Consider the following 25402-nt stretch of genomic DNA (forward strand, 5'->3'; position numbering starts at 1 on the left):
ACCGGCAAATGTTGCCGGTAGCGCTTTTGCTCGGATCTAGAAAAACAAAAGCCCCGGACATGCCGGGGCTCCTGGTGAATCCACGCATCGCCGCAGCGGCGATCAGACCTCAGATCAGAGCAAGCGATCGTCCGGTGCGAGCGGATCGGCCGGCGGCGTTGCATACGCCGATACGATCGGCCCGCGCAGCGACTGCTGCGGCAAGCCCTCGTGCACCGGCTCGCCGCGTGCGGCGCGCAGGGCGTTGGCATAGCAATGCTGCGCCGACAGCAGATCCCCGGCGGCGGCAAAGCCGTGGCCGAGTTCTTCCCAGGCCTCGCTGCCCGCGCCATTGGCCACTGCGCGATGCAGGAACTCCTCGGCCTGCGACCACTGCTGCTGGTGGCGTGCCAGACGTGCCAGGGTCAGCAACAGGCCCGGGCTGTCCGGGTACTGGGTCAGCCAACGCTGCGCACTGGCGCGGCGCGAATCGTATTTTTCCAGCGGCAGCACGCCATACAGGCGCACCAGCGATTCGTCCCACTGCGTATCCAGCGCTTGCTCCAGGCTATGCACCGCCGCATCGTCCCAGTGCAGCACTGCCGCGCGCTGTGCATAGGCACCCACCACCGCGGGATAGGTACGCAGCGGTTTGGGCAGCGCTTCCCAGCGTTCGGCCAGGGCATTGGCATCGCCGGCCTGCAACAGCGTCTGCTCGGCCAGCGTGGCTTCCAGTGCGCTGTAGGCCTCCGGTGCCAGCACCGACTGCTGACGCAATGCGCCCAGCTGGCCGTAGGCCTCGTCGGCGCGACCGATCTGCGCCAGGGCATGGGTGCGCAGCAGCAGGCCGCGCGCCGGCAGCGGTTGCGCGTTGGCATGATCGAGCGCGTTGATCGCCTCGACTGGGCGTTGCCGCGCCAGATGCCGCTCGCCTTGCAGCAACGCATGCGCGGTGGGGTCGCACTCGGCCAATTGCTGGGCCAGCGCGTTGGCCGCCACCTCATCGCCGCGTGCATCGGCAACCCGCACTGCGCTGGCCAGGGCGATGCCGCTGACCTCCGCATCTTCGCTGGCGTTGACCAACAGGCGCTCGGCACGCTGCCACTGGCCGTGATCGGCTGCGCGCAGGCCTTCGATCAGGCGGGCGCGGCCCTTCCTGCGGCGGTACTTGCCCCAGACCCGGAACGGCAGGCTGACCAGCGTCCACACCAGCCACAGCACCAGCAGCGCGATGACCAGGATCAGCAGCGCCTGCGGCATGGCGGCGCGGTAGTCGTTGCCGCCGACGCTGACCACCACATTGCCCAGGTCGTAACTGGTCTGATGCGACAGCCATTGCGCACCGAGCACGCCCAGCGCCACGGCAACCAACAGGATCAAGACGGTACGCAACACTTTCATTGGGTGGATCTCCCTTCACGCATGGCCTGCAGTTGCAGCAGGGTGGTGCCCAGTTCCGGCAGGCGCGGACGCAGTGGCGCTTGTTGCAGCGTGCGCAGGCGGGTACGTGCCTGGCGACGTTGTGGCGAATCCGGCCATAGCCGGGTGGTCCAGGTGTCCACCCGGCGCAGCGATTGCGCAAAGCCGGCGGCATCGCCGCGCTCGGCCGCAGCGCGGGCCAGGCTGACCTCGATCTGCAAGGCGTCGCGCGCGGCGTGGCGATCGCCGCCGGTCAGCAGTGCATCGCCACGGCTGGGACGGATGTCTACCAGCGGCGTGAGTGCTTTCTGCCACCACGGCTGCGCTGCTTCGCTCTCTTGAGCGGTCTGTTCGGGCAGGCGCAGCAGGTCGCCGGCCAACTGGTCCAGGGTGTGGCCGGCCTGCGCCTGTGGACCGGCACCAAGGCGATCCAATGCATCGCGTTCCTGCACCAGCGCCTGACGCAGATTGAGATAGCCGGGATCGTCGATGCCATTGAGCGCGGCATTGGCCAGCGCGTAGGCGTGGCGAGCACCGTCGGCGTCGCCGGCGATGCTCAGCCGCTGCTGGCCCAGCCGCAGCAGCAGCTCCACTTCATCCAGCCGCAGCGCCTGCGCACCGTGGCGGTTGGGATCGGCAAGCTTTTGCACGGTTTCTTCGAGCAAGGCACTGCGCTGGCTCAGGCCCAGCATCTCGTCGCGCAGCACGCGGTTGGTCGCTGCCGCATCCGCCAGGCGTTCGTTGGCCAGGCGTTGGTCGCGGCGCAAGGTCTCCAGCATCTGCTGCGTGCCATCCCAGCGCTGCTGCTGCGCCTCGGCGGCCTGCAGCTGCGCACTTTGATAGCCCTGCCATGCGCGCCAACCGAAGAACAGCGCCACGCCCACGGCGGCCAGCGCGACGACGAGCAGCAGCCATGCCAGGGGAAAGCGTCGCGTGGAAGCGGGCATTTCGGTCATTCGTCCATCCTCGCGCGGTCACGACGGGTGCAGGTGCCGCAGTCATCTGCCACAGCATGGCGTGCAGCGGCAGACAGCCGCAAGCCGTGCTTGAGTTCGAAGTTCAGCAAGATCGCGATGGTGTCACGATCGCGGCAGCGGCAGCGGCCAATTGCTCGGGCAAGGGACCCACAGCGCGCACCGCATGCTGGAAGCCGGCGGCGTGTGCGGCTTGCAGCATGCGCTCGCTGGAGGCCACCAGCGGGCGTTGCCGTAAGGCGTCGATCAGCGGTCCGGGCAGTTGCTGCAGCACCAACGTCAGCGCTTCGGCGCTGCTCAGCGCCAGCACGCTAGCGGGCAGCGCGTCCGCCAGCGCACGCACTGCCGATGCGCGCAGGCGCAACGGCACGCGCTGATAGACGTCGGCGCGCAGGATGCGGGCGCCACGTTGCTCCAGGGCTGGCGCCAGCATGCCGCGCCCGCCCGGGGCGGTGATCAGCCCGACGGCCTGCAGCGATTGCCGGAACAGTGGCAATGCGAGCAGGCCCTCGCTGTCCATGCGCTCCGGGCGTATCACCGTGTCGATGCCGCAGGTCTGCAGCGCACGCGCAGTGCCGTCTCCCACGCTCACCCACTGCGCCTGCGCCGGCCGCTGCAGCGGCGCCAGGCGATGCGCCGCGTGCACTGCGGCCGGGCTGGTGAACACCGCGATCGGTGCGTGCAAGGCCTGCCGCAATGCAGCCCGTGCCTGCGGGGTGTCGTTGGTCTGCAGCCGCCACGGCGACAGCGCCAGCAGCCGTCCGCCGTGCCGCGCGGCGGCCCGCCGCAGCGGCGCGTGTTCACCGCTGGGCCGCAGCGAAATCAGGGTCCAGGCGTCGGCAGCTGGGGCGGGAGGTGTCATCCAGTGATTATGCGAGAGCCGTGCATTATCGGGGGTGGGTGTCGCGCGCTGCGATGGCGCTGGCGGCGATTCGATCCTCGCGCGCTGTCTGGCCTTTGCGTGCCTGCTCGACGCGATGCCTGCGTTTCTGCGGCCAGAACCTCGTCCCCGGGTCTGTGCCGATGACCGCTACCGCCCACGATCCGCCACGACAATCGAGCTGGAGTGGCGCCGTGATCAAGTCCTACCTCATCAACATGCAGCGCAGCGGCGAGCGCCTGCAGGCGATGTCGACGCAGTTCCGGGCGCTGGGCCTGCCGTTCGAGCGGATTCCCGCGGTCGATGGCGCCACCCTGACGCCTGCGCAGATTGCCGACTTCGCACGCGAGCGGCCGCTGGAAGGCTCCGGGGATGCCTTCAGCACCGGCCCGCGCAAGTGGACCGCCTCCAACATCGGGTGCTTCCTGAGCCATCAGGCCGCGTGGCGCATCGCAGCCGACTCTGACGACGCCTACACCGCCATCTTCGAAGACGACATGCATCTGTCCGATGCGCTGCCGGCGCTGCTGCGCAGCAGCGAGTGGCTGCCGGGCGGCAACAGCATCGTGCGGCTGGAGCCGTCCTACAACCGCATCAAACTCGATGCCAAGGTCGCCGAAGTCGGTGGCCGGCAGCTGCGCCTGGTGCGTCCCTCGACCCACCAACACTGCTGGCCGGTCTGCGCCGGGGCGTTGATCCTCAGCCGCGATGCGGCGCGCCTGCTGCTGGCGGCCGACGCACGCTGGCACACCATGGCCGACATTTTCCTGTTCGGCTGGAACGAATCGCCGGTCGCACAGCAGCTGTCCACCTATCAGCTGGCGCCGGCCGCCTGCATCCAGGACAAGTTCTTCCACGCCGCTCCGGAGCAGATCGTGTTCACCAGCACCATCGATGCGCCGTTGACGCACGCGCAGAGGCAGCGCAGCGCGCATTGGAAGGCCAAGGCCACTGCGTTGCTGCGGGTGGCGCAGGGCTATCGCAAGGTCGTGTTCGCGCCCTGAGCCGGGCGAGAAACCAGGCGTGCGGCGACGCGATGCCGTACGCGTTCACCATGCGGTACCGCATGTCATTCCAGTGCACAAGACGCTCGCGGAACATTGCGGCATGATGCCGCCCTTCGCCGTCTTCCAGCCTTCGCCGATGACTCCTTCGTGCACGCTCGCATCCGCCCTGCAATCGCTGCAGCAACAGTTCATCGCCATGCCGCCGGTCCTGTCGATGGGCATTGCCGTCGACGGCTTGCATGACGGCGCCTTGCGTTTGCGTGCGCCGCTGCAGGCCAACGTCAACGACAAGGCCAACGCGTTCGGCGGCAGCCTGGCCTCGTTGATGACGCTGGCCAGTTGGGGCTGGCTGACGCTGCAACTGCAACTGGCCGGGCACAGCGCCGATGTCTACGTGGCCGACAGCCAGCTGCGCTACGTCGCCCCGGTCTACGAGGACCTAGTGGCCAATGCCGAGCCGTCCGAACTCGGCAGCTGGGAGGCGTTCCTGGCCACCTTCCGGCAGCGCGGCAAGGCGCGCATCGGCATGCGTGCGCAGATCGCGCTGGGATCCGGTGCGGCGGCGGCCACCCTGAGCGGGCGCTTCGTGGCGTTTCCAAAACGGTAGGATGCGCGCTGGACTTGGGGGAATGCGCATGCGTGCAGTGATCGGGGCAATGCTGTTGCTCGGGCTGGCGATGGTCAGCGGGGTGGCGTCTGCCGGCAGCCGTGCCCAGGCACGCGCGCTGGAAACCACCCAGGCCGCCTACACTGCCGCGGTGCGCTGGAGCGATTTCGATGCCGCGCAGGGCTTTGTCGAGCCGACCTACGCCCAGGCGCATCCGCTCAGCGATCTGGAACGCTCGCGCTACGAACAGGTGCAGATCTCCGGCTACCGCGAGCTGCGGGTGGGCGAAGATGGCAACGGCGACCTGCGCCGCGAGGTCGAGCTGCGGGTGATCAACCGCAATACCCAGGCCGAGCGGCTGGTGCGCAGCATCGAGCTGTGGCGCTGGGATGCCGAGCGCAAACGCTGGTGGCTGGCCAGCGGCCTGCCCGATCTGTGGCAGGGCCAGTAGCCCGTGCCACCGGTGCCTGGCCGTCGCGCGCGCCAGCTGTGCGACAATTCCCGCCCGCTTGACTGACCCTGACCCCGTGAATTTCGAAGAGCTGCAGGCCTTTGTCGGCCGCAACCCCATGTTGTCACTGGCCCTGGTGGGCCTGACCATCGCCCTGATCGTCACCGAGGTCGCGCGCCTGTTCCGTGGGTATCGCGCACTCAAGCCGGCCGAGCTGACCCGTTTGATCAACAGCGAGAACGCGCTGGTGATCGACCTGTCGCCGACCGCCGATTTCGAAAAAGGCCACATCGCCGGCAGCCGCAACGTGGCGCTGGCCAAGTTCGACCCGGCCGGCAAGCTGCTCGCCAACGCCAAGTCCTCGCCCGTGGTGGTGGTGTGCCGCAACGGCAATGCCTCCGCAGGCGCGGCCAAGACGCTGAAGAAAGCCGGTTTCGAGCAGGTCTATTGGCTCGATGGCGGCGTGGCCGCCTGGCAGATGGCCGAGCTGCCGCTGGTCAAGGGCCGCGCCTGACCGCACCTTGTGAGGCGCCGGGCAAGTCCCCATTGCTGGCGTGAGAGACTCGCACTTTCACGTCTGCATCATTCAACGCTGCATCCACCGAACCGTTTCTGGAGTTAGGAATGTCCGACGAAATCATCAACGGCGCGGTTGCGCCGGCCGACGCCGCTGCTGGCCCCGCTTTCACCATCGAGAAGATTTACGTCAAGGACGTTTCCTTCGAATCGCCGAACGCGCCGTCCGTCTTCAATGACGCCAACCAGCCCGAGCTGCAGCTGAACCTCAACCAGAAGGTGCAGCGCCTCAACGACAACGCCTTCGAAGTGGTGCTGGCCGTGACCCTGACCTGCACCGCCGGTGGCAAGACCGCCTACGTGGCCGAAGTGCAGCAGGCCGGCGTGTTCGGCCTGGTCGGCCTGGAGCCGCAGGCGATCGACGTGCTGCTCGGCACCCAGTGCCCGAACATCCTGTTCCCGTATGTGCGTACCCTGGTCAGCGACCTGATCCAGGCCGGCGGCTTCCCGCCGTTCTACCTGCAGCCGATCAACTTTGAAGCGCTGTATGCAGAAACCCTGCGCCAGCGTTCGCAGGGCGAAGGCACCTCGCTGGCCGATTCCGAGCCGGCTGGCAACGCCTAAGCCTTGCGTGCGCCGATGAGCGATTCGACGCAGAAGATCGCGGTTCTCGGCGCCGGCTCCTGGGGCACGGCCCTGGCCGCGCTGCTCGCCAGGCACGGTCACCCGACCGTGCTCTGGGGACGCGATGCGGCGATGGTGGATGCCATCGACCGCACCCACGAAAACGCGCGTTATCTGCCGGGGATTGCACTGCCCGAGAGCCTGCGCGCGACCACCGACCTGCAACTGGCCATTGCCGATGCCGGCTGGATCCTGGTCGTGGTGCCCTCGCACGCATTCACCGAGACGATCCGGTTGATCGCACCGTTGCGTCCGGCCGGTGCCGGCGTTGCGTGGGCGACCAAGGGCTTCGAGCCCGGTTCCGGGCGGTTCCTGCACGAAGTGGCGCGCGACATCCTCGGTCCCGGCGTTCCGCTGGCCGTGGTGACTGGGCCGTCCTTCGCCAAGGAAGTCACGCTCGGCCTGCCGACCGCCATCACCGTGCACGGCGACGATGCGGCGTTTGCGCAGGTCGTGGCCGATGCGATGCATGGCCCGACCTTCCGCGCCTACACCGGCGATGACATGGTGGGCGCCGAGCTCGGTGGCGCAATGAAGAACGTGCTGGCGGTGGCCACCGGGGTGGCCGATGGCATGCAGCTGGGCCTCAACGCCCGTGCCGGCCTGATCACGCGCGGCTTGAACGAGATGCTGCGCCTGGCGGCGGCAATCGGTGCGCGGCCGGAGACCTTGATGGGCCTGGCGGGTCTGGGCGATCTGGTGCTGACCTGCACCGGTGACCTGTCGCGCAACCGACGGCTGGGGTTGGCCCTGGGACGCGGACAGAGCCTGAACGATGCGATCCGCGAGATCGGCCAGGTGGTGGAATCGGTGCAGACCGCCGACGAAGTCATGCGTCAGGCCGAGCATCACGGCATCGAGCTGCCGATCTCCAACGCCGTGCGTGCGGTATTGCATGGCGAGATCACCCCGGAAGCAGGTCTGAAGGAATTGCTGGCACGCGAGCGCAAGCCCGAGTACCCGCAGACCTTGTTCACCTGATCGTGGCATCGCGCGTTGGCGCGCTGCGCAGAAACAACAAAAAGCCCGGCATTGCCGGGCTTTTTGTTGGTGTCGATCGCAAAGGTTGGCGGCAAGCTGTAGCCGCTTGAGCGCGCTGGATCGTGCTTCTACAGCAGCCGCATTGCGCACATGTCGCTAGAGCGCAACTTGCGCATCGCCAGGCAATCGTCCAAAAGAAAGAAGCCCGGTCGGGGGACCGGGCTTCCAATGCAACGCGGGAGAGAGAGTCGCGTTGCAGTCAACGTGCGGCTTACCAGCTGAAGCGCGGGCCGACCGACCATTCCTTGTTGCCGTCGCCATCCATACGGATGTCGCCGTTGATGCCCCAGTTCTGGTTCAACTTGACCTGGGCGCCGAGGCGGCCGTAGAAGTTGTCGCCGATGTCGATGCCGCGCTTCTTGGAGAAGTCTTCGTAGCCAGCCAGGGCGTAGACTTCGAAGTGCTCGCCGAAGGCGTTACGCAGGCCGGCTTCAACGCTGTAACCGTCGAAGCTGATGTTCGGGGTGTCCAGGTCCAGCTTGCGGTAGGCAACGCGAGCAACGAAGTCGGTGCTGGTGGCGATTTCCTGGTTGTAACCCACGCCGACGCCCCACTGCTGGAAGTCGGAGTTGGAGCTTTCGAACACGTTGTCGTTGTCGTCAGCGTTCTGCTTGCTGTAATCACCGAACACGTGGAAGTTCGGAGCGACGGCGTAGGACGCCTTCACGCCCCAACCATCAGCGTCGCGGCCTTCGGTCGGGGTGCGCACGTAGTCACCTTCGACGAAGTTGTAGGAGAGGTTTTCAGCAGCGGAGGCCGCAAACGGCAGGGCTGCGAGAAGGCCGAGGGCCAGCAGGGAATTCTTCATGATCGATACCTGTACTTATGGTTTGGGCCGGCGCTGAGGCGGATGCCGTTCGCTGCCGAGATGTAAATTCTCCGTTATTCGATGGAACGCGACATGAATTTTGGACTGACTGGTCCATGAATCATCGCGCCCAGTTCAGCTCCGCTTCCTTGTCATCAAATTGCAATGCGCGTAGCGCACGCGCAAAGCGTGATGCATTGGCGGTTACATCGCGTCGATGTGACGCGCATGTATAGAAGGGGCTGTTTTTCAGTGATTTCTACCGCTTCTGCAGTGCAAGCACATTGCGCTGACACTGTGACTGGGAGCATGCCAGGCTTGTCGAACAAGCGTGGAGCTGCATCGTGGCGAAGAAAAAGACGTTGGCGCGGTTTCTGGCCGAGACGCTGCAGAGCGCGGGGGTGGAGCGGATTTGGGGGTTGACCGGCGACAGCCTCAACGGTCTGACCGACGCCTTGCGCGAGATGCAGACGATCGAATGGATGCACGTGCGCCACGAAGAGGTGGCCGCGTTCGCTGCCGGCGCCGAGGCGGCGGTGACCGACAAGCTGGCGGTGTGTGCGGGTAGCTGCGGGCCGGGCAACCTGCACCTGATCAACGGGCTGTTCGATTGCCATCGCAGCCGCCAGCCGGTGCTGGCGATCGCCGCGCATATTCCCTCGTCCGAGATCGGGCTGAACTATTTTCAGGAGACGCATCCGCAGGAACTGTTCCGCGAGTGCAGTCACTTTGTGGAGTTGGTGACCAATCCGGCGCAGCTGCCGGAAGTGCTGCACCGCGCGATGCGTGCGGCCATCCTGCAGCAAGGCGTGGCGGTGGTGGTGATCCCCGGCGATATCGCACTGCTGGAAGTGGACAAGCACATTCCCACGGCGTGGCCGCAACTGCGCCAACCGCGCGTACTGCCGGCTCCCGAAGATGTGCAGCAACTGGCCGAGCTGCTGCAACAGAGTGAAGCGATCACGCTGTTGTGCGGCAGCGGCTGCGCGGGCGCACACGATGCGGTGGTGGCATTGGCCGACACCCTGGGCGCGCCGATTGTGCATGCCTTGCGCGGCAAGGAACACGTGGAGTGGGAGAACCCGTTCGATGTCGGCATGACCGGCCTGATCGGTTTCAGCTCCGGCTACCACGCAATGCTCAACTGCGACACCTTGATCATGCTGGGCACGGATTTCCCGTATCGGCAGTTCTATCCGAAGGACGCGACCATCGTGCAGGTGGACCGCGACCCGAGCGCGCTGGGACGGCGCACGCCGTTGCAGCTGGGCATCGCAGCGGACGTAGGCGAAACCATTGCCGCCTTGTTGCCGCAGCTGCAGCGACGCGAGAAACGCGACTTCCTGGAAAAGTCGCTTGCGCACTACCGCAAGGCGCGCGAGGGGCTGGACGATCTGGCGGTGCCGGCCGATCCAGGCGAGCCGCTGCATCCGCAATTCGTGGCGCGCATGATCAGCCAGATCGCCGACCAGGATGCGGTATTCACCTGCGATGTCGGCACGCCGACGGTGTGGGCCGCGCGCTACCTGCGCATGAACGGACAACGCCGCTTGCTCGGTTCGTTCAACCACGGCTCGATGGCCAATGCGATGCCGCAGGCGCTGGGTGCGCAGTCGGCGTATCCGGGCCGTCAGGTGATTGCGCTATCCGGCGATGGCGGTTTTGCGATGCTGATGGGCGATTTCATCTCGCTGGCGCAGCTGCGTCTGCCGGTGAAGATCGTGGTGTTCAACAACGCTTCGCTGGGATTCGTGGCGATGGAGATGAAGGCCGCCGGCTATCTGGACACCGGCACCGAGCTGCGCAATCCGGACTTCGCGGCGATGAGCAATGCGATGGGCATCCTGGGCATTCGGGTCGATGAGTCCGCGCAACTGGAGCGGGCATTGCGGCAGGCTTTCGCGCATTCCGGTCCGGCGCTGGTGGATGTGCGCATCGCCACGCAGGAACTGGCGGTGCCGCCGGCAATCAAGCTGGAACAGGCCAAAGGCATGGGCCTGTATCTGCTCAAGGCAGTGATGAGTGGGCGCGGCGATGAGGTGATCGATCTGGTCAAGACCAACATGCGCTGACACAGTTACCGCGTTCTGAAACTGCACGTCTTTACCGGACCCTCGCATGCCTCGTTCCTTGTTGCGCCAGTTGCTGCTGATCTGGGTGGTGATCCTGGCTGCCTGCGTGGGCGTGGCCACGATGTTGTATGGCCTGTACCGACAGACCGAAGGCGTGCGACTGGACGATGCGCGCCAGCAATTGACCGCGCAATGCGCACGCATCGTGCAGCGCTACGCTGGCGCAAGTGAAGCAGCGCGCAGCGGCGACAACGGCGCCGGGTTGGCCGCGGTGGTGGTGCAACTGGTGCTGGCCGATGCGCCCGGTGTGGAGGGCGGGGTATGGAATCTCGACAAGGGATTCGTTGCCTACGCCTATCCCACCTACGACGGCAGCGATCACAAGACCGATATCCCGGCCGCCGAGTGGACCACGATCGTCAGTACCGCGCGGCAGAGTGCGGTGGGCAACAAGGCCGTGGATTTTCGTCGCGACGGCAGCCGTGAAGTGGTGTTGATCAGCGCCTGCCCATTGGCCGCGGGCACCGCCGCTTGGACCATGTCGCGGGTGCCGGCCAGCACCTCCGATGCCTGGCGGCCGCTGGCGATCGGCATGCTGTTGATCTTCGCCATGGTGGCGGTATCGGCGATTGCCCTGGGCGTGGTGGTACGGCGCTGGAGTCAGCGCCTGCAGCGCATCCAGCAGGCGCTGGCCGCCGATACCGAACTTCCGCAGATTCCGGTCACCGGCGCACCCGAGCTGGACCGGCTGGGCGCTGCGGTCAGCGATTACGCACAGCGCAATGCGCAGGCCTTGGCGCAGACGCGGCGGCTGGCCGACGAGCTGGCACGGCACGAGCGGCTGGCCGCACTCGGGCGCCTGACCGCCACGGTGGCGCATGAGATTCGCAACCCCATCGCCACGATGCGCCTGGCCGTGGAGAACGAAATCGCCACGCGCCAAGGCACGCCGGACGATGCCGCGCACGGTGAGCTGATGCTGGGGCAGATCCGTCGCCTGGATGGGGTGGTCGAAAGCCTGCTCGGCATGGTGCAGCCAATCCGGCTGCAGCTGGAGACGGTGGTGGTGCAGGACTGGCTGGCGAGCTTGCTCGATCCTGCCGTGCTGCCGCCGGGCGCGCCGGCGCCACAGCTGCGCGTCCCGGACGCGCCGCTGCAGTGGATGCTCGATCCGCAGCAACTCGGACGCGCCGTCCACAACCTGCTGCGCAACGCGCTCCAGCACGCCGATGCAGGCAGCGCGGTGACACTGGAGGCCAGCGCCAGCGATGGGTTGCTGCAGCTACGGGTGAGCAATCGTGGCGCGGCCATCGCCGATGCCATCGCTTCGCAATTGTTCGAGCCGTTCGTCAGCGGCCGCGCCGACGGCAATGGCCTGGGGCTTGCGCTGGTGCGCGAGATCGCCCGTGCACATGGCGGGCAGGTGCGTTATGCACACGCCGACGGTATGACCCATTTCATTCTGGAGCTGCCATGGCGCGCATCCTGATCATCGACGACGATGCGGCGTTTCTGGCCACCTTGCAGGCAACGCTGCGCTCGCTCGGCCATACGGTGATCGCGGTCGACAACGGCGCCGACGGTTTGCTGCGCCTGAACGAGGGCGGCATCGAGCTGGCGTTCGTGGACTTCCGCATGCCCGGCATGGACGGCATCCAGGTGCTGCGTGCGCGTGCAGACGATCCCCGCGCGCGCCAGGTGCCGCTGGTGATGCTCACCGCGTACGCCTCCAGCGGCAACACCATCGAAGCGATGACGCTGGGCGCTTTCGATCACCTGGTCAAGCCGGTGGGGCGTGCGGATATCGTCGATGTGGTGGAGCGTGCATTGGCAAGTCGTGCCGATGCCAACGCAGATACCGCAGCGAGCGAACCTTCCGACGACGACGGCTTGGTCGGCCACAGTCCGGCGATGCGTACCGTGCATAAACGCATCGGGCTGGCGGCAGCTTCTGATCTGCCGGTGTTGATCACCGGCGAAACCGGTACCGGCAAGGAACTGGTCGCGCGCGCCCTGCATCGCGCCAGCGCGCGCGCGGCGGCGGCATTTGTCGCGGTCAATTGCGCGGCGATCCCGTTGGAGTTGATGGAAAGCGAATTGTTCGGCCATCGCAAGGGCGCCTTTTCCGGGGCGACCAGCGACCGCATCGGCCTGATTCGCGAAGCCGATGGCGGCACGTTGTTCCTGGACGAGATCGGCGACATGCCGCTGCCGATGCAGGCCAAGTTGTTGCGCTTTCTGCAGGAGGGCGAAGTAACGCCGCTGGGCGGGCGCGGCGCGCAGAAGGTGGATGTGCGCGTGCTGGCGGCCACGCATCGCGATCTGGCGGCGTGGGTGGCGGCAGGACAGTTCCGCAGCGATCTGCGCTATCGCCTCAATGTGGTGCCGATCGAACTGCCGCCGCTGCGCGAACGCGGGCAGGACATCGTGCTGCTTGCGCAGTATTTTCTGCGCAGCGGCGAAGGCGCGGCGCGTACGCTGTCGGCGGACGCGCAAGCGCGGCTGCTGGCCTACCCGTGGCCCGGTAATGTGCGCGAGCTGCGTAACGTCATGCAACGCAGCCAGCTGCTGGTGCGCGGCCACAGCATCGTTGCCGCGGATCTGGACGACGCGCTCGAGTACGATGCCGAGCAGCCCACGACGACAGCGCCACCGGAAGGCACCTTGCCCGAGGCGGTGGCGCGGCTGGAAAGGCAGATGATCCAGGACGCCTTGGCGCACAGTGGCGGCAACCGCGCCGAAGCCGCGCGCCGGCTCGGCATTCATCGCCAGCTGCTATACCGCAAGCTCGATGAGTACGGCCTGCAGTAGTTGCAGCGATCAGACCGGACGCGATGGTTGCAGGCTGCCGCTTCGGTCATGACGCAATACGCGCGCAGCAGCACGTGCACCTGTTGTCATGCGCACCTGTTGGTTGCATGTCGCCGCTGCCACTCGCAGCATTGGCTACGGCCTTCCACCAGCAAACGGCGCAGCCGGAAAGCGCAGCACCACGCGTTCGAAATCCAGCCCGGACATCGGCACGCGCACGTTACCGTCGAGGATGCTAGGCACGTTCTTGCCTTGCAGGGGTGACACGCAACCAGCTGCAAAGTGTCTGCAAAGCGGACAGTGGTGGATGAAACGCAGACGATTGTCCGCGCGCGTGCAGACACAAAACCCTTGTAAAACAACGGATTCCCTGTTGGCACGATTGCTGCTTTATCTCCAGGGCGAGCGGCGCTCCTGCCGCGTTGGAGACATCGCATGATTCGTCAGACCGCACTTGCTTTCGCACTGGCTTGCAGCGTGGCAACCGCTGCCGCGCAGGCTCCCACACCGCCGGCAGCACCGCTGGCGCCGCGTGCGCCGGTCGGCACGCCACCGCCGGCTCCGCCAGTGCCGCCCGCACCGCCTGCGCCGGTGGCCGCCACCCCGGTGCGCATCACCGGCACGGTCGAGCGCTTCATGCTCAATCCCAATGGCGAGGTCGACGGCCTGTGGTTGCGCGATGGCACCCAGGTGGCATTTGCACCGCATCTGTCCGCACAGTTGCAGGCTGCGGTGCGCCGGGGCGATACGGTGAGCGTGCAGGGCTATCGCCTGGGCAACCTGCCGGTGCTGCGCGCCAGCAGCATCCGCTCCAATCGTGGTGGGCGCGAAGTGGTCGACCAGCCGCCGGCGGGCGCCATGCCGCCGGCGCCGCCAGCACCTGCCGCGTTGACGCCGTTGCAGGCGGAAGGACGCATCGAGCGCTTGGTCTACGGCCCGGGTGGCGAGACCAATGGCGCGTTGCTGAGCGATGGCACGCTGGTGCGGATGCCGCCGCATCTGGCGCTGCAGTTCGGCGATCTGCTGCGGGCCGGCGCGCCATTGAGCGTGAGCGGCTTCGGGGTTGCCACCGCCAACGGCCGCGCCATCGAAGCCACCCAACTGGGCCGCGATCGCGCCTCGCAGCGTGCGTTGTTCAGCCCGCCGCGCCCGGACGGCCCAGTGCCGCCCGCACCACCGGCACCGCCTGTCCCGCCGGCCGCACCGCCAGCGCCGGCTCCGGCGCCGCGTTGATCCAGGGCGCCGCCGCCCACGCGGCGGCGCTTACCTGTCGCGTTCCCCTCTACGCGCCTGTTCACCACGCCGCATGCGTGGCGACGGGCGCGGCTTGCCGGCATCGGCCGGTTCTCACTTCATCTGGAGTTTTTCATGCATTGGGTCGACCCTGATTTCCTTCCCGAAACCCGCGGCACGCTGGCGCGCTTTCTGCTCAATCCAAAGGCCGATATCGACGGCCTGCTGCTGACCGACGGCACCGAGGTGCACACGCCGCCGCACCTGTCCGCCGCCTTGCTCAAGGCGCTCAAGCCCGGCAGCACCTTGAGCGTGCGTGGCCTCAAGCCGCGCGATGTGGACATGTTGGTGGCCCTGGCGATTGATCCGGAGGGTGGCAAGCGCATCGTCGATGAAGGCCCGCATGGGCCGCATGCCAAGCCCAAGCCCAAGCCGCCCGCCGGCAAGCCGCCCAAGCCGCAGCTCACCCAGCACAGCGGCACCATCGCGCGCCTGCTGCACGGCCCGCACGGGCAGGTGCACGGCGTGTTGCTGGACGACGAGGTCACGGTGCGGTTCCCACCGCATGCCGGAGAGGACTTCGCCAAACAGCTGGTGGTCGGCAAGGCGCTGGTGGCCGAAGGCGATACCAGGACGACCCCGCACGGCGTGCTGGTCCACGCGCATGCCTTGGGCGCCAAGGCCGCGTCGCTGAAGCAGATCGAGCATCCGCATGGTCCGGGTGCGCATAAGCCGAAGCCGAAGCCGAAGCGCTAGCAGCCTGCAATGCGACTGCCGTGCTGGCGCCGTGCGACCGCAATCGGGTCGCACATGCAGGCCGGCGCGCGCAGTCGCCTTTCATCGTTTCGTGGAGAGCGCCGATGCGCATGAGCACACCGCGTCCCCGTGGCAGTCGCGCACTGGAGGCGCTGCATTTCAGCGTGGCCGATGTGCAGGACGGCCTGGGGCCATTTCTCAGCGTATTCCTGCAATCCAGGGGCTGGTCGGTGGCGGCGATCGGCACGGTGATGAGCGTGGGCGGCATCGCCGGCATGCTCGCCACCACCCCGGCCGGTGCACTGGTCGATAGCACCCGGCGCAAGCGCGCCGTGGTGGTGGTCGGTTGCCTGGCGATCCTGTTGGCCACGGCGCTAATCTGGCTGCATCCGACCTCCTCCGGTGTGGTCACCGCGCAGATCGTCTCGGCGTTGGCGGCAGCCGGCATCGGCCCGGCACTCACCGGCATCACCTTGGGGCTGGTGCACGCGCGCGGATTCGATCATCAACTGGCGCGCAATCAGGTCGCCAACCACGCCGGCAACATGCTGGCTGCGGTACTGGCCGGCTGGCTGGGCTGGCGCTACGGGTTTGCGGCGGTGTTCGTGCTCACCGCCGCGTTCGGTGTGCTGGCGATCGCGGCGGTGCTGATGATTCCAGCTGCGGCCATCGACCATCGTGCCGCGCGCGGCCTGGGCCATGCCGACGGCGCGGACACCCTCAGCGGGTGGCGGGTGTTGTTGACCTGCCGGCCACTGGCCTTGCTGGCCATCACCCTGGGGCTGTTCCACCTGGGCAATGCGGCGATGCTGCCGCTCTACGGCATGGCCATCGTGGCCGCGCATGCGGGCGATGCCAACGCGCTGACGGCGACCACCATCGTGGTCGCGCAGGCCACGATGGTGGTGGTGGCCTTGCTGGCGATGCGCTGGATCCGCGTGCACGGACATTGGTGGGTGCTGCTGGTGGCCTTCATGGCCTTGCCGCTGCGTGCATTGGTGGCGGCGTCGCTGATCCATGGCTGGGGCGTGTTTCCGGTGCAGATCCTCGACGGACTCGGCGCCGGCCTGCAGGCCGTGGTGGTGCCGGCACTGGTGGCGCGATTGCTGCAGGGCACCGGGCGCGTCAATGTCGGCCAGGGCGCGGTGATGACGGTGCAAGGTGTGGGCGCGGCGCTGAGCCCGGCGTTGGGCGGCTGGCTGGCGCATGCCTTCGGCTATCGCATCGCGTTTCTGGCGCTGGGTGCCATCGCCTTGCTGGCGGTGGCGCTCTGGGCAGGCTGCCGCGGCATGTTGCAGGCAGCGACCGATGCCCAGGTGATGCAATGAGGTCATGGCAGCGACGCGGAGCAGCACGTAAACGGCAGCGCCCGCGACTGGCATACGCGCGGAGCACGCTTTGAGTGACAGACCGATACGGGAACCATGCAGCGCGCCGGGATCGGGGCGGACGATGCCGCAGTCAGCCAGCCGTCTGCATTGCCACGGCTATCGGCCGCCGCTGAAGTCCCACTGACGCCAGGCTTCGAACACCATCACCGCAACAGTGTTGGACAGATTGAGGCTGCGGTTGTCCGGGCGCATCGGCAGGCGCAGCCGGTGCTGTGGCGGGATCGACTCCAGCACGTCGGCGGGCAAGCCGCGTGTTTCCGGACCAAACAGGAAAGCATCGCCATCGGCAAATTGCGGTGTGTCGTAACGCACGGTGCTGCGCGTACTCAATGCAAACACGCGCTTGGGCGCGATCGCGGCCAGGGCGCTGGGCAGGTCGGCATGCACCTGCAGGCTTGCGTATTCGTGATAGTCCAGGCCGGCGCGTTTGAGCTGCTTGTCGCTGAGGTCGAAGCCGAGCGGCTCGATCAGGTGCAGACGCGCGCCGGTGTTGGCGCACAGGCGAATCACATTGCCCGTATTGGGCGGAATTTCCGGCTGAAACAGGATGACATCGAGGACGGGGGCTGACATGCGCGCAGTGTAGCTGCGCGCGTGCTCAAAGGCTGATGGCGGCGTTGACCAGCGCTTCCAGTTCGATCGGCGACGGCTGCAGCTGCGGCACCGGCAGGTTGACGATGACCTGGCCCATCAGCGCGCCGATCGCGGCAGCAGCCTGGCCGGAGGTGCTCTGCGCGCTGGCAGCGGCGTTGCGGGTCACCAGGTCGGCGCGCTGGTCGGCGGACGGACGCACCTGCACCGCAGCCAGGGTGAGGATGCGCGGGCCGGCCTGTTCGGCGGCGAGGGCGGCCAGTTGCTCGGCCGATGGACGCACCTGCACGGCGGCCAGGGTAGGGATGTCGCTGCCGCGCTCCAGCGTCTGCTGGGCGATCTGGTCGGCCGACGGGCGGACCTGCACGGTGTCCAGCGTGGTCAGGCTGGCGGCCTGGGCGAAACCGGCCAGGGCGGTACCGGCAAACAGGGCGGCGGAGAGGGCGATGCGCAGGGTCTGGGTCTTCATGGCGAGGTCTCTTGGTGTGGGTGATCAGTGGTGTGGTAGTAATGTAGTACACCGTTTCGGTAAGTGCAATAACTTTCGCGGCGCAGTTTTATTTATTCAGCTGACAGTCATTTTCATTGATCGAGGTCGCTGCCCGCTGCTTGCCCATGCCATGCAGCAAACCGCGTGCCAGTTGCAGTGGATTGTTTTTAAAGGGATTTGTGCGCCGTAGCGGTGTCCGCGTCCGGACACCCGGACGCGGTTGCGGGCGCCGGACACCGGCCGAAGCGAGAGAACACGACGATCTGCTTGGTGTTCAGCGCGCTGAATGCGTGGCATGCGGCCGCGCAGCGCATGCCGATCGCCGGCCGGCAACTGCGGCACAATCCGGCTTCGTCCTCAGGTGTCTAAGACTTATGCGCGTGCTGATGCTGTCTGTTCTGGTTGCCACCACTGCCACGGCCTGCACCTGGGTGCCGATCGAGCAAAGCGGCAAAGGCGTGCAGGTGCTGCCCGCAGGCCCTGTGCCAGCTGGCTGTCAGCAGCAGGGCGAGGTGGTGGTGTCGGTCAAGAGCAAGGTCGGCTTCTACAACCGCAACCCATTGCGGGTGCAGGAAGAACTGGAAACGCTGGCTCGCAACGAGGCGCCGGGCGCCAATGCCAATACGGTCCAGGCGCAGGGCCAGCCGGCCGATGGCAGCCAGCGCTTCAACGCCTTCCGCTGCCCGCCGCGCTGAACCGTTGGGCTGGGGCGCGGCCGCTGCAATTGTAAAGATGCGGTAAAACCAGCCAGCGGCTAGACTAGCGCCCCCTCGCCTGACGCCATGGCGCTACTTCGATGCTCTTCCAGAATGTCTCCATCGCGGGACTGGCGCATATTGATGCGCCGCACACGCTGACTTCCAAGGAAATCAACGAGCGCCTGCAACCGACCTACGACCGCCTCGGGATCAGAACCGACGTGTTGGGCGACGTTGCCGGCATCCATGCACGGCGCTTGTGGGACCAGGATGTCCAGGCCTCGGACGCCGCCACCCAGGCTGCGCGCAAGGCACTGCTCGACGCCGGCATCGGCATCGAGAAGATCGGCCTGCTGGTCAACACCTCGGTGAGCCGCGACTACCTGGAGCCGTCCACCGCCTCCATCGTGTCCGGCAACCTCGGGGTCGGCGACCACTGCGTCACCTTTGATGTCGCCAACGCCTGCCTTGCCTTCATCAACGGCATGGACATCGCCGCCCGCATGCTTGAGCGCGGCGAGATCGACTATGCGCTGGTCGTCGATGGCGAAACCGCCAACCTGGTGTACGAAAAGACCCTCGAGCGCATGACCTCGCCCGACGTCACCGAAGAAGAGTTCCGCAATGAACTCGCTGCGCTGACCCTGGGTTGCGGTGCCGCAGCGATGGTGATGGCGCGCACCGAGCTGGTGCCCGACGCCCCGCGCTACAAAGGTGGCGTGACCCGCTCGGCCACCGAATGGAACAAGCTGTGCCGCGGCAACCTGGACCGCATGGTCACCGACACCCGCCTGTTGCTGATCGAAGGCATCAAGCTGGCGCAGAAGACCTTCCTGGCCGCCAAGCAGGCAATGGGCTGGGCAGTGGACGAGCTGGACCAGTTCGTCATCCACCAGGTCAGCCGCCCGCATACCGCTTCGTTCGTGAAATCGTTCGGCATCGACCCGGCCAAGGTCATGACGATCTTCGGCGAACACGGCAACATCGGCCCGGCTTCGGTACCGATCGTGCTGAGCAAGCTCAAGGAGCTCGGCCGCTTGAAGAAGGGCGACCGCATCGCGTTGATGGGGATTGGCTCGGGGCTGAACTGCTCGATGGCGGAAGTAGTCTGGTAAGTTGCAACATGTGACGTGTTAAGAAAAATGGATTTTTAGTACACGTCATTGCATCATGTTCGCTCTTGCAACATGACCGGTGTAGGCATGGACGACGCGCTGGTGTTCAATCCCGAGCAGCCCTACAACGCGCTCCCGCCGCTTCCTCCGGCGGGAGATATCGAAACGCGCGCCTTGCTCAAGGCCTGCATCGTGGCGCGCACTGCGTTGGCCGAGCTGAAGCAGGCCACCGCATTGCTGCCAAATCCGGCAGTGCTGATCAATACGATCCCGATCCTGGAAGCACAGGCGAGTTCGGAGATCGAAAACATCGTCACCACCACGGATGACTTGTTCCGTTATGCAGACGATCAGGAGCGCGCCCAGAATCCGGCAACCAAGGAAGCCCTGCGTTACCGTAGCGCGCTCTACGAAGGGTTCCAGTCGCTGCAGCAGCGACCGCTATGTACAGACACCGCCGTGGTGGTGTGCAGCCGCATTAAAGCTGTGCAAATGCAGATCCGTCGCGTGCCCGGGACTGCGCTGGCCAACGATCAGATCCAGCAGATCATCTATACCCCGCCCGTCGGCGAGACATTGCTGCGCGACAAGCTGGCCAATTGGGAGCGTTTTATTCATGAATGCACCGATATCGATCCATTGATCCGGATGGCGGTCGCGCACTATCAATTCGAAGCGATCCACCCGTTCACCGATGGCAACGGGCGTACCGGACGTGTATTGAATCTGCTGATGCTGATCGAGCAAGGCCTGCTCGATGTCCCCGTCCTGTACTTGTCGCGCTACATCATTCGCCATCGCAGCGACTACTATCGACTGCTGCTGGATGTCACCCGGTACGGTCGCTGGGCCGAGTGGATTCAGTACATGCTTGCCGCCGTTGCAGAGACAGCTGCGTGGACGACGGCGAAGATCCAGGCGATCCGAGGATTGGAGACGCAGGCGCGTGATCATGTGCGCGAACACGCCCCCAAGGCCTACAGCCGCGAACTTGTCGAAGTGGTCTTCAATCAGCCCTATTGCCGCATCCAGAATGTCGTGGACGTGATGGGCGTGACTCGGCAGACCGCTGCACGCCATCTAAAGGAACTGGTGACCATCGGTGTGCTGCAAGAGCAGCGGCTGGGCAAGGAAAAACTGTTCCTGCACCCTGCATTCCTGAAACTTCTGTCCGGCGATGGTCATCAACTACCGCCTTATCCAATGCCTTCGACGCAAGCGCGATGAAGCCTGTAACTGATCCAGGTAGCCGTCTTGCGCGTAGTGGGTTGAGCATGTCGCAGCGTGGCGACCACTATGATGTCCAATCTCTACGCACGGCAGGCCAACGCTTGCGCCATGTGCGCTCTCTCGAATCGAATCGGATGCGTTTGGCATGAACTACCCCGGCTATCCCTTCACTCCCCAGCGCCTTGAGGTGCGTCCCGGCATTGCGATGTCGTATCTGGACGAAGGTCCGCGCGATGGCGAGGTGGTCGTGATGCTGCACGGCAATCCGTCGTGGAGTTATCTGTGGCGGCACCTGGTGAGCGGCCTGTCGGATCGTTACCGCTGCATCGTGCCGGACCATATCGGCATGGGGCTGTCCGACAAGCCGGACGATGCGCCCGACGCGCAGCCACGTTACGACTACACGCTGCAGTCGCGCGTGGATGATCTGGACACGTTGTTGCGGCACCTGGGCATCACCGGTCCGGTCACGCTGGCGGTGCACGACTGGGGCGGCATGATCGGGTTCGGCTGGGCGTTGTCGCATCATGCGCAGGTCAAGCGGCTGGTGATCACCAATACCGCTGCATTCCCTTTGCCGCCAGAAAAACCGATGCCGTGGCAGATCGCAATGGGCCGGCATTGGGGGCCGGGCGAGTGGTTCATCCGCACGTTCAATGCGTTTTCCTCCGGCGCGTCCTGGTTCGGAGTGTCGCGGCGGATGCCGGCGGAGGTGCGTCGCGCCTATGTGGCGCCCTACAACAATTGGCGCAACCGCATCTCCACCATCCGCTTCATGCAGGATATTCCGCTGTCGCCCGCCGACCAGGCCTGGTCACTGCTGGAGCGCTCGGCGCAGGCATTGCCGTCGTTCGCCGATCGCCCGGCGTTCATCGCCTGGGGCCTGCGCGATATCTGTTTCGACAAGCACTTCCTGGCCGGCTTCCGCAAGGCATTGCCGAATGCCGAGGTCACCGCGTTCGACGATGCCAATCACTACGTGCTGGAAGACAAGCATGAAGTGCTGGTGCCGGCGATCCGTGCGTTTCTGGAGCGCAATCCGCTGTAAGCGCTGTTGGCATATTCGCGCAGGCGCTCGCTAGGTGAGTGCCTGCGGTGTGCAGAACGCGGATGCACCAGTGGATGGGACCGGCAATGCCGTCGTTCTGTTGGACGTTGCGAGCGGATGGCGTAGTCACTCGCAGCGGTGGCCGTTACAACGGCGGCAGCGGATTGCGTTGCGCCTCGTCCACGCCCAGCCAGTCGGCGTCGGTCAGCGCGTGCAGGCCGTGCGCCAGCCGGGATTTGTCGCATTGCGCACTGCGCTGGCCGAATTCCAGCGAAGCCGGCACGGCGGCGCAGGCGGAAGGCCGGCGATCATGGATGCTGCAGCGGCTGTAGCGGCCGATGTCCGCATCCAGCGCGATGCAGCGCGGCTGCGATTGCGAGGTGCCGCGCATGACGCGCTCGTGCGTGCGCAGCGCATCGGTCAGCTCGATCGGTACCCTGCCGCCCAACGCGGGATCGGCCTCGCTCCAGTGAAAACTGACGCGGAAGTAGGCGCAGCAGGCGCCGCAGGTAAGGCAGGGATGTGCCATGGAATGCCGGGCCTTGCGCGGCGAAACAACGTGGTGAGCGCGGCATTCTGACCGAACCACGCTGCGATACAAGTGGCACCGCCGTGCGCCGGTTAGTGGTTCATCTGCGTCGCTCGACGCAGCGCGTGTTTGCAAGGCGCCGCGCCTCGCGCGGGCAGAGCATGTCACGCGAGCACTGCGCTGTATCGTTGCGGCTCGATGACGCGCAATCACCGCGTCAGCCATCGCTGCGATGGGAGCACGCACCAGCGCAGGCGACTTGAGCGCGATCAAGCGGCCGGCACCGTCGGCGCATGGGTGATAATGCGGCAATGACTACGACGACTCTCTGCAATATCGCCGCCACCCTGCCGGAACTCGCGCGCGAGCGCCCCGAGCAGATCGCCATCCGTTGCCCGGGCCGCCGCGGCGCCAACGGGTTTGCCGCCTACGATGTGACCTTGAGCTATGCCGAGCTGGACGCGCGCAGTGATGCGATCGCTGCCGGCCTGGCCCTGCACGGCATCGGACGCGGTGCGCGCGCGGTGGTGATGGTGCGTCCGTCGCCAGAATTCTTCCTGCTGATGTTTGCCTTGTTCAAGGCCGGTGCGGTGCCGGTGCTGGTGGATCCGGGCATCGACAAACGTGCGCTCAAGCAATGCCTGGACGAAGCGCAGCCGCAGGCGTTTATCGGCATTCCGCTTGCACATCTGGCGCGTCGTCTGTTGCGGTGGGCGCGCTCTGCAAAGCAGATCGTCAGCGTCGGTGGCCGTTACGGCTGGGGCGGGGTGACACTGGCGCGCGTGGAGCGCGATGGCGCCGGCGCCGGCAGTCAGCTGGCCAACACCGGGCCGGACGATGTGGCCGCCATCCTGTTCACCAGCGGCTCGACCGGCGTGCCCAAGGGCGTGGTATACCGCCACCGGCATTTCGTCGGCCAGATCGAATTGCTGCGCAATGCCTTCGGCATGCAGCCCGGCGGCGTGGATCTGCCGACATTCCCGCCGTTTGCCCTGTTCGATCCGGCACTGGGGCTGACCTCGGTGATTCCGGACATGGATCCGACCCGCCCGGCCACTGCCGATCCGCGCAAGCTGCACGATGCGATCGACCGCTTCGGAGTCACGCAGTTGTTCGGCTCGCCGGCATTGATGCGCGTATTGGCCGACTACGGCCAGCCCTTGCCAAACGTGCGCCTGGCCACCTCGGCCGGTGCGCCGGTGCCGCCGGACGTGGTGGCCAAGATCCGCGCGCTGTTGCCGGAAGATGCGCAATTCTGGACGCCGTATGGCGCCACCGAATGCCTGCCGGTTGCAGCGATCGAAGGGCGTACGCTGGACGCCACCCGCGCGGCCACCGAGGCCGGTGCCGGCACCTGCGTCGGCCAGGTCGTCGCGCCGAACGAGGTGCGCATCATCGCCATCGACGATGCGGCCATTCCCGAGTGGAGCGGCGCGCGCGTGCTGGCCGTGGGCGAGGTCGGCGAAATCACCGTCGCCGGCCCCACCACCACCGACACCTACTTCAACCGCGACGCGGCCACGCGGATTGCCAAGATCCGCGAGCGCAACGCGGATGGCAGCGAACGTATCGTGCATCGCATGGGCGATGTGGGCTACTTCGATGCCGAAGGACGCTTGTGGTTCTGCGGGCGCAAGACCCACCGCGTGGAAACCGCCACCGGCCCGCTCTACACCGAGCAGGTGGAGCCGGTCTTCAACGTGCATCCGCAGGTGCGGCGCACCGCTTTGGTCGGTGTCGGCGCACCCGGACAGCAGCAGCCGGTGCTATGCGTGGAATTGCAGCCTGGCGTGGCGGCATCGGCATTTGCGCAAGTGGAAACCGCATTGCGCGCGCTGGGCGCTGCGCACCCGCACACGGCTGGAATCACGCGTTTCCTGCGCCATTCCGGATTTCCGGTGGATATTCGCCACAACGCCAAGATCGGCCGCGAAACGCTGGCGATCTGGGCGGCGCAGCAACGTGGCTGACCTGTCGATGCGTATCGCGCAGGCAGGTGGCCGCATCGCCAATTCCGGCCGCGCCCGTTATCGTGTGCGCTCTTGCGATGGAGGTGATGCGTGCGCATCCTGGTAACCGGTGGTGGTGGCTTTCTTGGCCAGGCGTTGTGCCGCGGCTTGATCGCGCGTGGGCATGAGGTGGTGAGTTTCCAGCGCGGCGATTATCCGGTGCTGCAGAGTTTGGGCGTGGGCCAGATCCGTGGCGACCTGGCCGATCCGCAGGCGGTGCGGCATGCCTTCGCCGGCATCGATGCGGTCTTCCACAACGCCGCCAAGGCCGGTGCGTGGGGCAGCTATGACAGCTATCACCAGGCCAATGTGGTGGGCACGCAAAATGTGCTCGACGCATGTCGGGCCAACGGTGTGTCGCGCCTGATCTATACCTCCACGCCCAGCGTGACCCATCGCGCCACCAATCCGGTGGAAGGCCTGGGTGCCGACGAAGTGCCCTATGGCGAAGATCTGCGCGCGGCGTACGCGGCAACCAAGGCGATCGCCGAGCGTGCGGTGCTGGCGGCCAACGATGCGCAACTGGCGACGGTGGCCTTGCGCCCGCGCCTGATCTGGGGGCCGGGCGACAATCATCTGTTGCCGCGCCTGGCCGCGCGTGCGCGCGCCGGCCGCTTGCGCATGGTCGGCGATGGCAGCAACCTGGTGGACAGCACCTACATTGACAACGCCGCGCAGGCGCATTTCGATGCGTTTGCGCATCTCGCTGCAGGTGCTGCGTGTGCGGGCAAGGCGTATTTCATCTCCAACGGCGAGCCCTTGCCGATGCGCGAGTTGCTCAATCGCCTGCTGGCTGCGGTGGATGCACCGGCGGTGACGCGTTCGTTGTCGTTCAAGACTGCGTACAGAATCGGTGCAATCTGCGAGACCATGTGGCCACTGTTGCGTCTGCCTGGCGAAGTGCCGTTGACGCGTTTTCTGGTGGAACAGCTGTGCACGCCGCACTGGTACAGCATGGAGCCGGCACGTCGCGACTTCGGCTATGTGCCGCAGGTCAGCATCGAAGAGGGGCTGCAACGGCTGCGATCCTCATCTTCCAACGACATCGCCATCACTCGATAAA

The 25402-nt window shown here is 66.2% G+C and carries 26 protein-coding genes; 18 read left to right on the plus strand and 8 right to left on the minus strand.

Annotated elements, in window-relative coordinates; all coding sequences use genetic code 11:
- Nucleotides 1-114: 114 nt before the first annotated feature.
- The 3 genes from AC1PLA_RS01170 to AC1PLA_RS01180 all read right to left on the minus strand — a co-directional run bounded on the left by AC1PLA_RS01170 (nucleotide 115) and on the right by AC1PLA_RS01180 (nucleotide 3234).
- On the minus strand, nucleotides 115-1380 hold the full coding sequence (locus tag AC1PLA_RS01170; RefSeq protein WP_481105404.1) for a heme biosynthesis HemY N-terminal domain-containing protein: 1266 nt from the start codon (nucleotides 1378-1380) through the stop codon (nucleotides 115-117).
- Entirely contained in the window at nucleotides 1377-2354 is a 978-nt protein-coding gene (locus tag AC1PLA_RS01175; RefSeq protein WP_047126383.1) for a uroporphyrinogen-III C-methyltransferase, read from the minus strand. Before AC1PLA_RS01175 ends, AC1PLA_RS01170 begins: the two co-directional genes overlap by 4 nt.
- 103 nt (nucleotides 2355-2457) lie before the next feature.
- On the minus strand, nucleotides 2458-3234 hold the full coding sequence (locus AC1PLA_RS01180) for a uroporphyrinogen-III synthase (RefSeq protein ID WP_481105405.1): 777 nt from the start codon (nucleotides 3232-3234) through the stop codon (nucleotides 2458-2460).
- A 212-nt stretch (nucleotides 3235-3446) separates the two neighbouring features.
- On the opposite strand from AC1PLA_RS01180, the gene AC1PLA_RS01185 reads away from it, so the two are divergent.
- The 6 genes from AC1PLA_RS01185 to AC1PLA_RS01210 all read left to right on the plus strand — a co-directional run bounded on the left by AC1PLA_RS01185 (nucleotide 3447) and on the right by AC1PLA_RS01210 (nucleotide 7498).
- Complete coding sequence (locus AC1PLA_RS01185) at nucleotides 3447-4256, plus strand: glycosyltransferase family 25 protein (RefSeq protein ID WP_102253154.1); 810 nt, start codon at nucleotides 3447-3449, stop codon at nucleotides 4254-4256.
- 139 nt (nucleotides 4257-4395) lie between these two features.
- On the plus strand, nucleotides 4396-4866 hold the full coding sequence (locus tag AC1PLA_RS01190) for a YiiD C-terminal domain-containing protein (RefSeq protein WP_026064546.1): 471 nt from the start codon (nucleotides 4396-4398) through the stop codon (nucleotides 4864-4866).
- A gap of 28 nt (nucleotides 4867-4894) precedes the next feature.
- Nucleotides 4895-5317 carry a hypothetical protein gene (locus AC1PLA_RS01195; protein ID WP_039518349.1) on the plus strand — a complete coding sequence of 141 codons (423 nt, stop codon included), beginning with the start codon at nucleotides 4895-4897 and terminating at the stop codon, nucleotides 5315-5317.
- Nucleotides 5318-5393: 76 nt separating this feature from the next.
- Complete coding sequence (locus AC1PLA_RS01200) at nucleotides 5394-5831, plus strand: rhodanese-like domain-containing protein (protein ID WP_016903395.1); 438 nt, start codon at nucleotides 5394-5396, stop codon at nucleotides 5829-5831.
- A 110-nt stretch (nucleotides 5832-5941) separates the two neighbouring features.
- Nucleotides 5942-6457: a protein-export chaperone SecB gene (gene secB, locus AC1PLA_RS01205; protein WP_016903394.1), complete on the plus strand. Its 516-nt coding sequence runs from the start codon at nucleotides 5942-5944 to the stop codon at nucleotides 6455-6457.
- Nucleotides 6458-6472: 15 nt separating this feature from the next.
- A complete protein-coding gene (locus AC1PLA_RS01210) occupies nucleotides 6473-7498 on the plus strand; it encodes an NAD(P)H-dependent glycerol-3-phosphate dehydrogenase (RefSeq protein ID WP_481105406.1) in 1026 nt (341 codons plus the stop codon).
- A 271-nt stretch (nucleotides 7499-7769) separates the two neighbouring features.
- Here the strand turns inward: AC1PLA_RS01210 and AC1PLA_RS01215 are convergent, their stop codons facing one another.
- Nucleotides 7770-8366, minus strand: a complete 597-nt coding sequence (locus tag AC1PLA_RS01215; RefSeq protein ID WP_016904049.1) for an OmpO family porin — start codon at nucleotides 8364-8366, stop codon at nucleotides 7770-7772.
- Nucleotides 8367-8728: 362 nt separating this feature from the next.
- Between AC1PLA_RS01215 and poxB the strand changes: the two genes are divergently transcribed.
- Genes poxB through AC1PLA_RS01230 form a run of 3 tightly spaced genes read left to right on the plus strand, consistent with a single transcriptional unit; the run spans nucleotide 8729 to nucleotide 13249 of the window.
- The gene (poxB, locus tag AC1PLA_RS01220) at nucleotides 8729-10438 is read left to right on the plus strand and encodes a ubiquinone-dependent pyruvate dehydrogenase (protein ID WP_481106139.1); all 1710 of its coding nucleotides are present in this window, start codon (nucleotides 8729-8731) and stop codon (nucleotides 10436-10438) included.
- 46 nt (nucleotides 10439-10484) lie between these two features.
- Nucleotides 10485-11927, plus strand: a complete 1443-nt coding sequence (locus AC1PLA_RS01225) for a sensor histidine kinase (protein WP_481105407.1) — start codon at nucleotides 10485-10487, stop codon at nucleotides 11925-11927.
- Nucleotides 11912-13249 (plus strand): sigma-54-dependent transcriptional regulator, encoded by a 1338-nt coding sequence (locus AC1PLA_RS01230; RefSeq protein WP_481105408.1) that lies wholly within the window; start codon nucleotides 11912-11914, stop codon nucleotides 13247-13249. Before AC1PLA_RS01225 ends, AC1PLA_RS01230 begins: the two co-directional genes overlap by 16 nt.
- Before the next feature lie 135 nt (nucleotides 13250-13384).
- Here AC1PLA_RS01230 and AC1PLA_RS01235 read toward each other — a convergent pair whose 3' ends face one another.
- The gene (locus AC1PLA_RS01235; protein WP_481105409.1) at nucleotides 13385-13516 is read right to left on the minus strand and encodes a hypothetical protein; all 132 of its coding nucleotides are present in this window, start codon (nucleotides 13514-13516) and stop codon (nucleotides 13385-13387) included.
- Nucleotides 13517-13684: 168 nt separating this feature from the next.
- Here AC1PLA_RS01235 and AC1PLA_RS01240 point away from each other — a divergent pair, with 168 nt between their 5' ends.
- The 3 genes from AC1PLA_RS01240 (at nucleotide 13685) to AC1PLA_RS01250 (ending at nucleotide 16566) form a co-directional block, all read left to right on the plus strand.
- The gene (locus AC1PLA_RS01240) at nucleotides 13685-14482 is read left to right on the plus strand and encodes a hypothetical protein (protein WP_481105410.1); all 798 of its coding nucleotides are present in this window, start codon (nucleotides 13685-13687) and stop codon (nucleotides 14480-14482) included.
- A gap of 135 nt (nucleotides 14483-14617) precedes the next feature.
- Entirely contained in the window at nucleotides 14618-15238 is a 621-nt protein-coding gene (locus tag AC1PLA_RS01245; RefSeq protein ID WP_104561104.1) for a hypothetical protein, read from the plus strand.
- Nucleotides 15239-15342: 104 nt separating this feature from the next.
- Nucleotides 15343-16566 carry an MFS transporter gene (locus AC1PLA_RS01250; protein ID WP_104561102.1) on the plus strand — a complete coding sequence of 408 codons (1224 nt, stop codon included), beginning with the start codon at nucleotides 15343-15345 and terminating at the stop codon, nucleotides 16564-16566.
- A gap of 159 nt (nucleotides 16567-16725) precedes the next feature.
- Here AC1PLA_RS01250 and AC1PLA_RS01255 read toward each other — a convergent pair whose 3' ends face one another.
- Nucleotides 16726-17202: a tRNA (cytidine(34)-2'-O)-methyltransferase gene (locus tag AC1PLA_RS01255; RefSeq protein WP_016903991.1), complete on the minus strand. Its 477-nt coding sequence runs from the start codon at nucleotides 17200-17202 to the stop codon at nucleotides 16726-16728.
- A gap of 25 nt (nucleotides 17203-17227) precedes the next feature.
- The gene (locus AC1PLA_RS01260; protein ID WP_104574456.1) at nucleotides 17228-17689 is read right to left on the minus strand and encodes an XAC0231 family protein; all 462 of its coding nucleotides are present in this window, start codon (nucleotides 17687-17689) and stop codon (nucleotides 17228-17230) included.
- 395 nt (nucleotides 17690-18084) lie between these two features.
- Here AC1PLA_RS01260 and AC1PLA_RS01265 point away from each other — a divergent pair, with 395 nt between their 5' ends.
- From AC1PLA_RS01265 to AC1PLA_RS01280, 4 genes are all read left to right on the plus strand, one after another.
- Nucleotides 18085-18405, plus strand: coding sequence for a DUF4156 domain-containing protein (locus tag AC1PLA_RS01265; protein ID WP_016903993.1), 321 nt, complete (start codon nucleotides 18085-18087; stop codon nucleotides 18403-18405).
- Nucleotides 18406-18506: 101 nt separating this feature from the next.
- Nucleotides 18507-19523 carry a 3-oxoacyl-ACP synthase III gene (locus AC1PLA_RS01270; protein WP_016903994.1) on the plus strand — a complete coding sequence of 339 codons (1017 nt, stop codon included), beginning with the start codon at nucleotides 18507-18509 and terminating at the stop codon, nucleotides 19521-19523.
- Nucleotides 19524-19610: 87 nt separating this feature from the next.
- Nucleotides 19611-20750: a protein adenylyltransferase Fic gene (fic, locus tag AC1PLA_RS01275; protein WP_181143323.1), complete on the plus strand. Its 1140-nt coding sequence runs from the start codon at nucleotides 19611-19613 to the stop codon at nucleotides 20748-20750.
- A gap of 148 nt (nucleotides 20751-20898) precedes the next feature.
- Entirely contained in the window at nucleotides 20899-21801 is a 903-nt protein-coding gene (locus AC1PLA_RS01280) for an alpha/beta fold hydrolase (protein ID WP_047127811.1), read from the plus strand.
- 145 nt (nucleotides 21802-21946) lie between these two features.
- On the opposite strand, the gene AC1PLA_RS01285 is transcribed toward AC1PLA_RS01280, so the two are convergent.
- Nucleotides 21947-22330, minus strand: a complete 384-nt coding sequence (locus AC1PLA_RS01285; RefSeq protein WP_039529059.1) for a YkgJ family cysteine cluster protein — start codon at nucleotides 22328-22330, stop codon at nucleotides 21947-21949.
- A 311-nt stretch (nucleotides 22331-22641) separates the two neighbouring features.
- Between AC1PLA_RS01285 and oleC the strand changes: the two genes are divergently transcribed.
- Nucleotides 22642-24300: an olefin beta-lactone synthetase gene (gene oleC / locus AC1PLA_RS01290; RefSeq protein WP_481105411.1), complete on the plus strand. Its 1659-nt coding sequence runs from the start codon at nucleotides 22642-22644 to the stop codon at nucleotides 24298-24300.
- A 90-nt stretch (nucleotides 24301-24390) separates the two neighbouring features.
- Nucleotides 24391-25401, plus strand: a complete 1011-nt coding sequence (gene oleD, locus AC1PLA_RS01295; protein ID WP_104590710.1) for a 2-alkyl-3-oxoalkanoate reductase — start codon at nucleotides 24391-24393, stop codon at nucleotides 25399-25401.
- Nucleotide 25402 lies beyond the last annotated feature (1 nt).

This window comes from Xanthomonas sp. NCPPB 1826 (assembly GCF_056725285.1).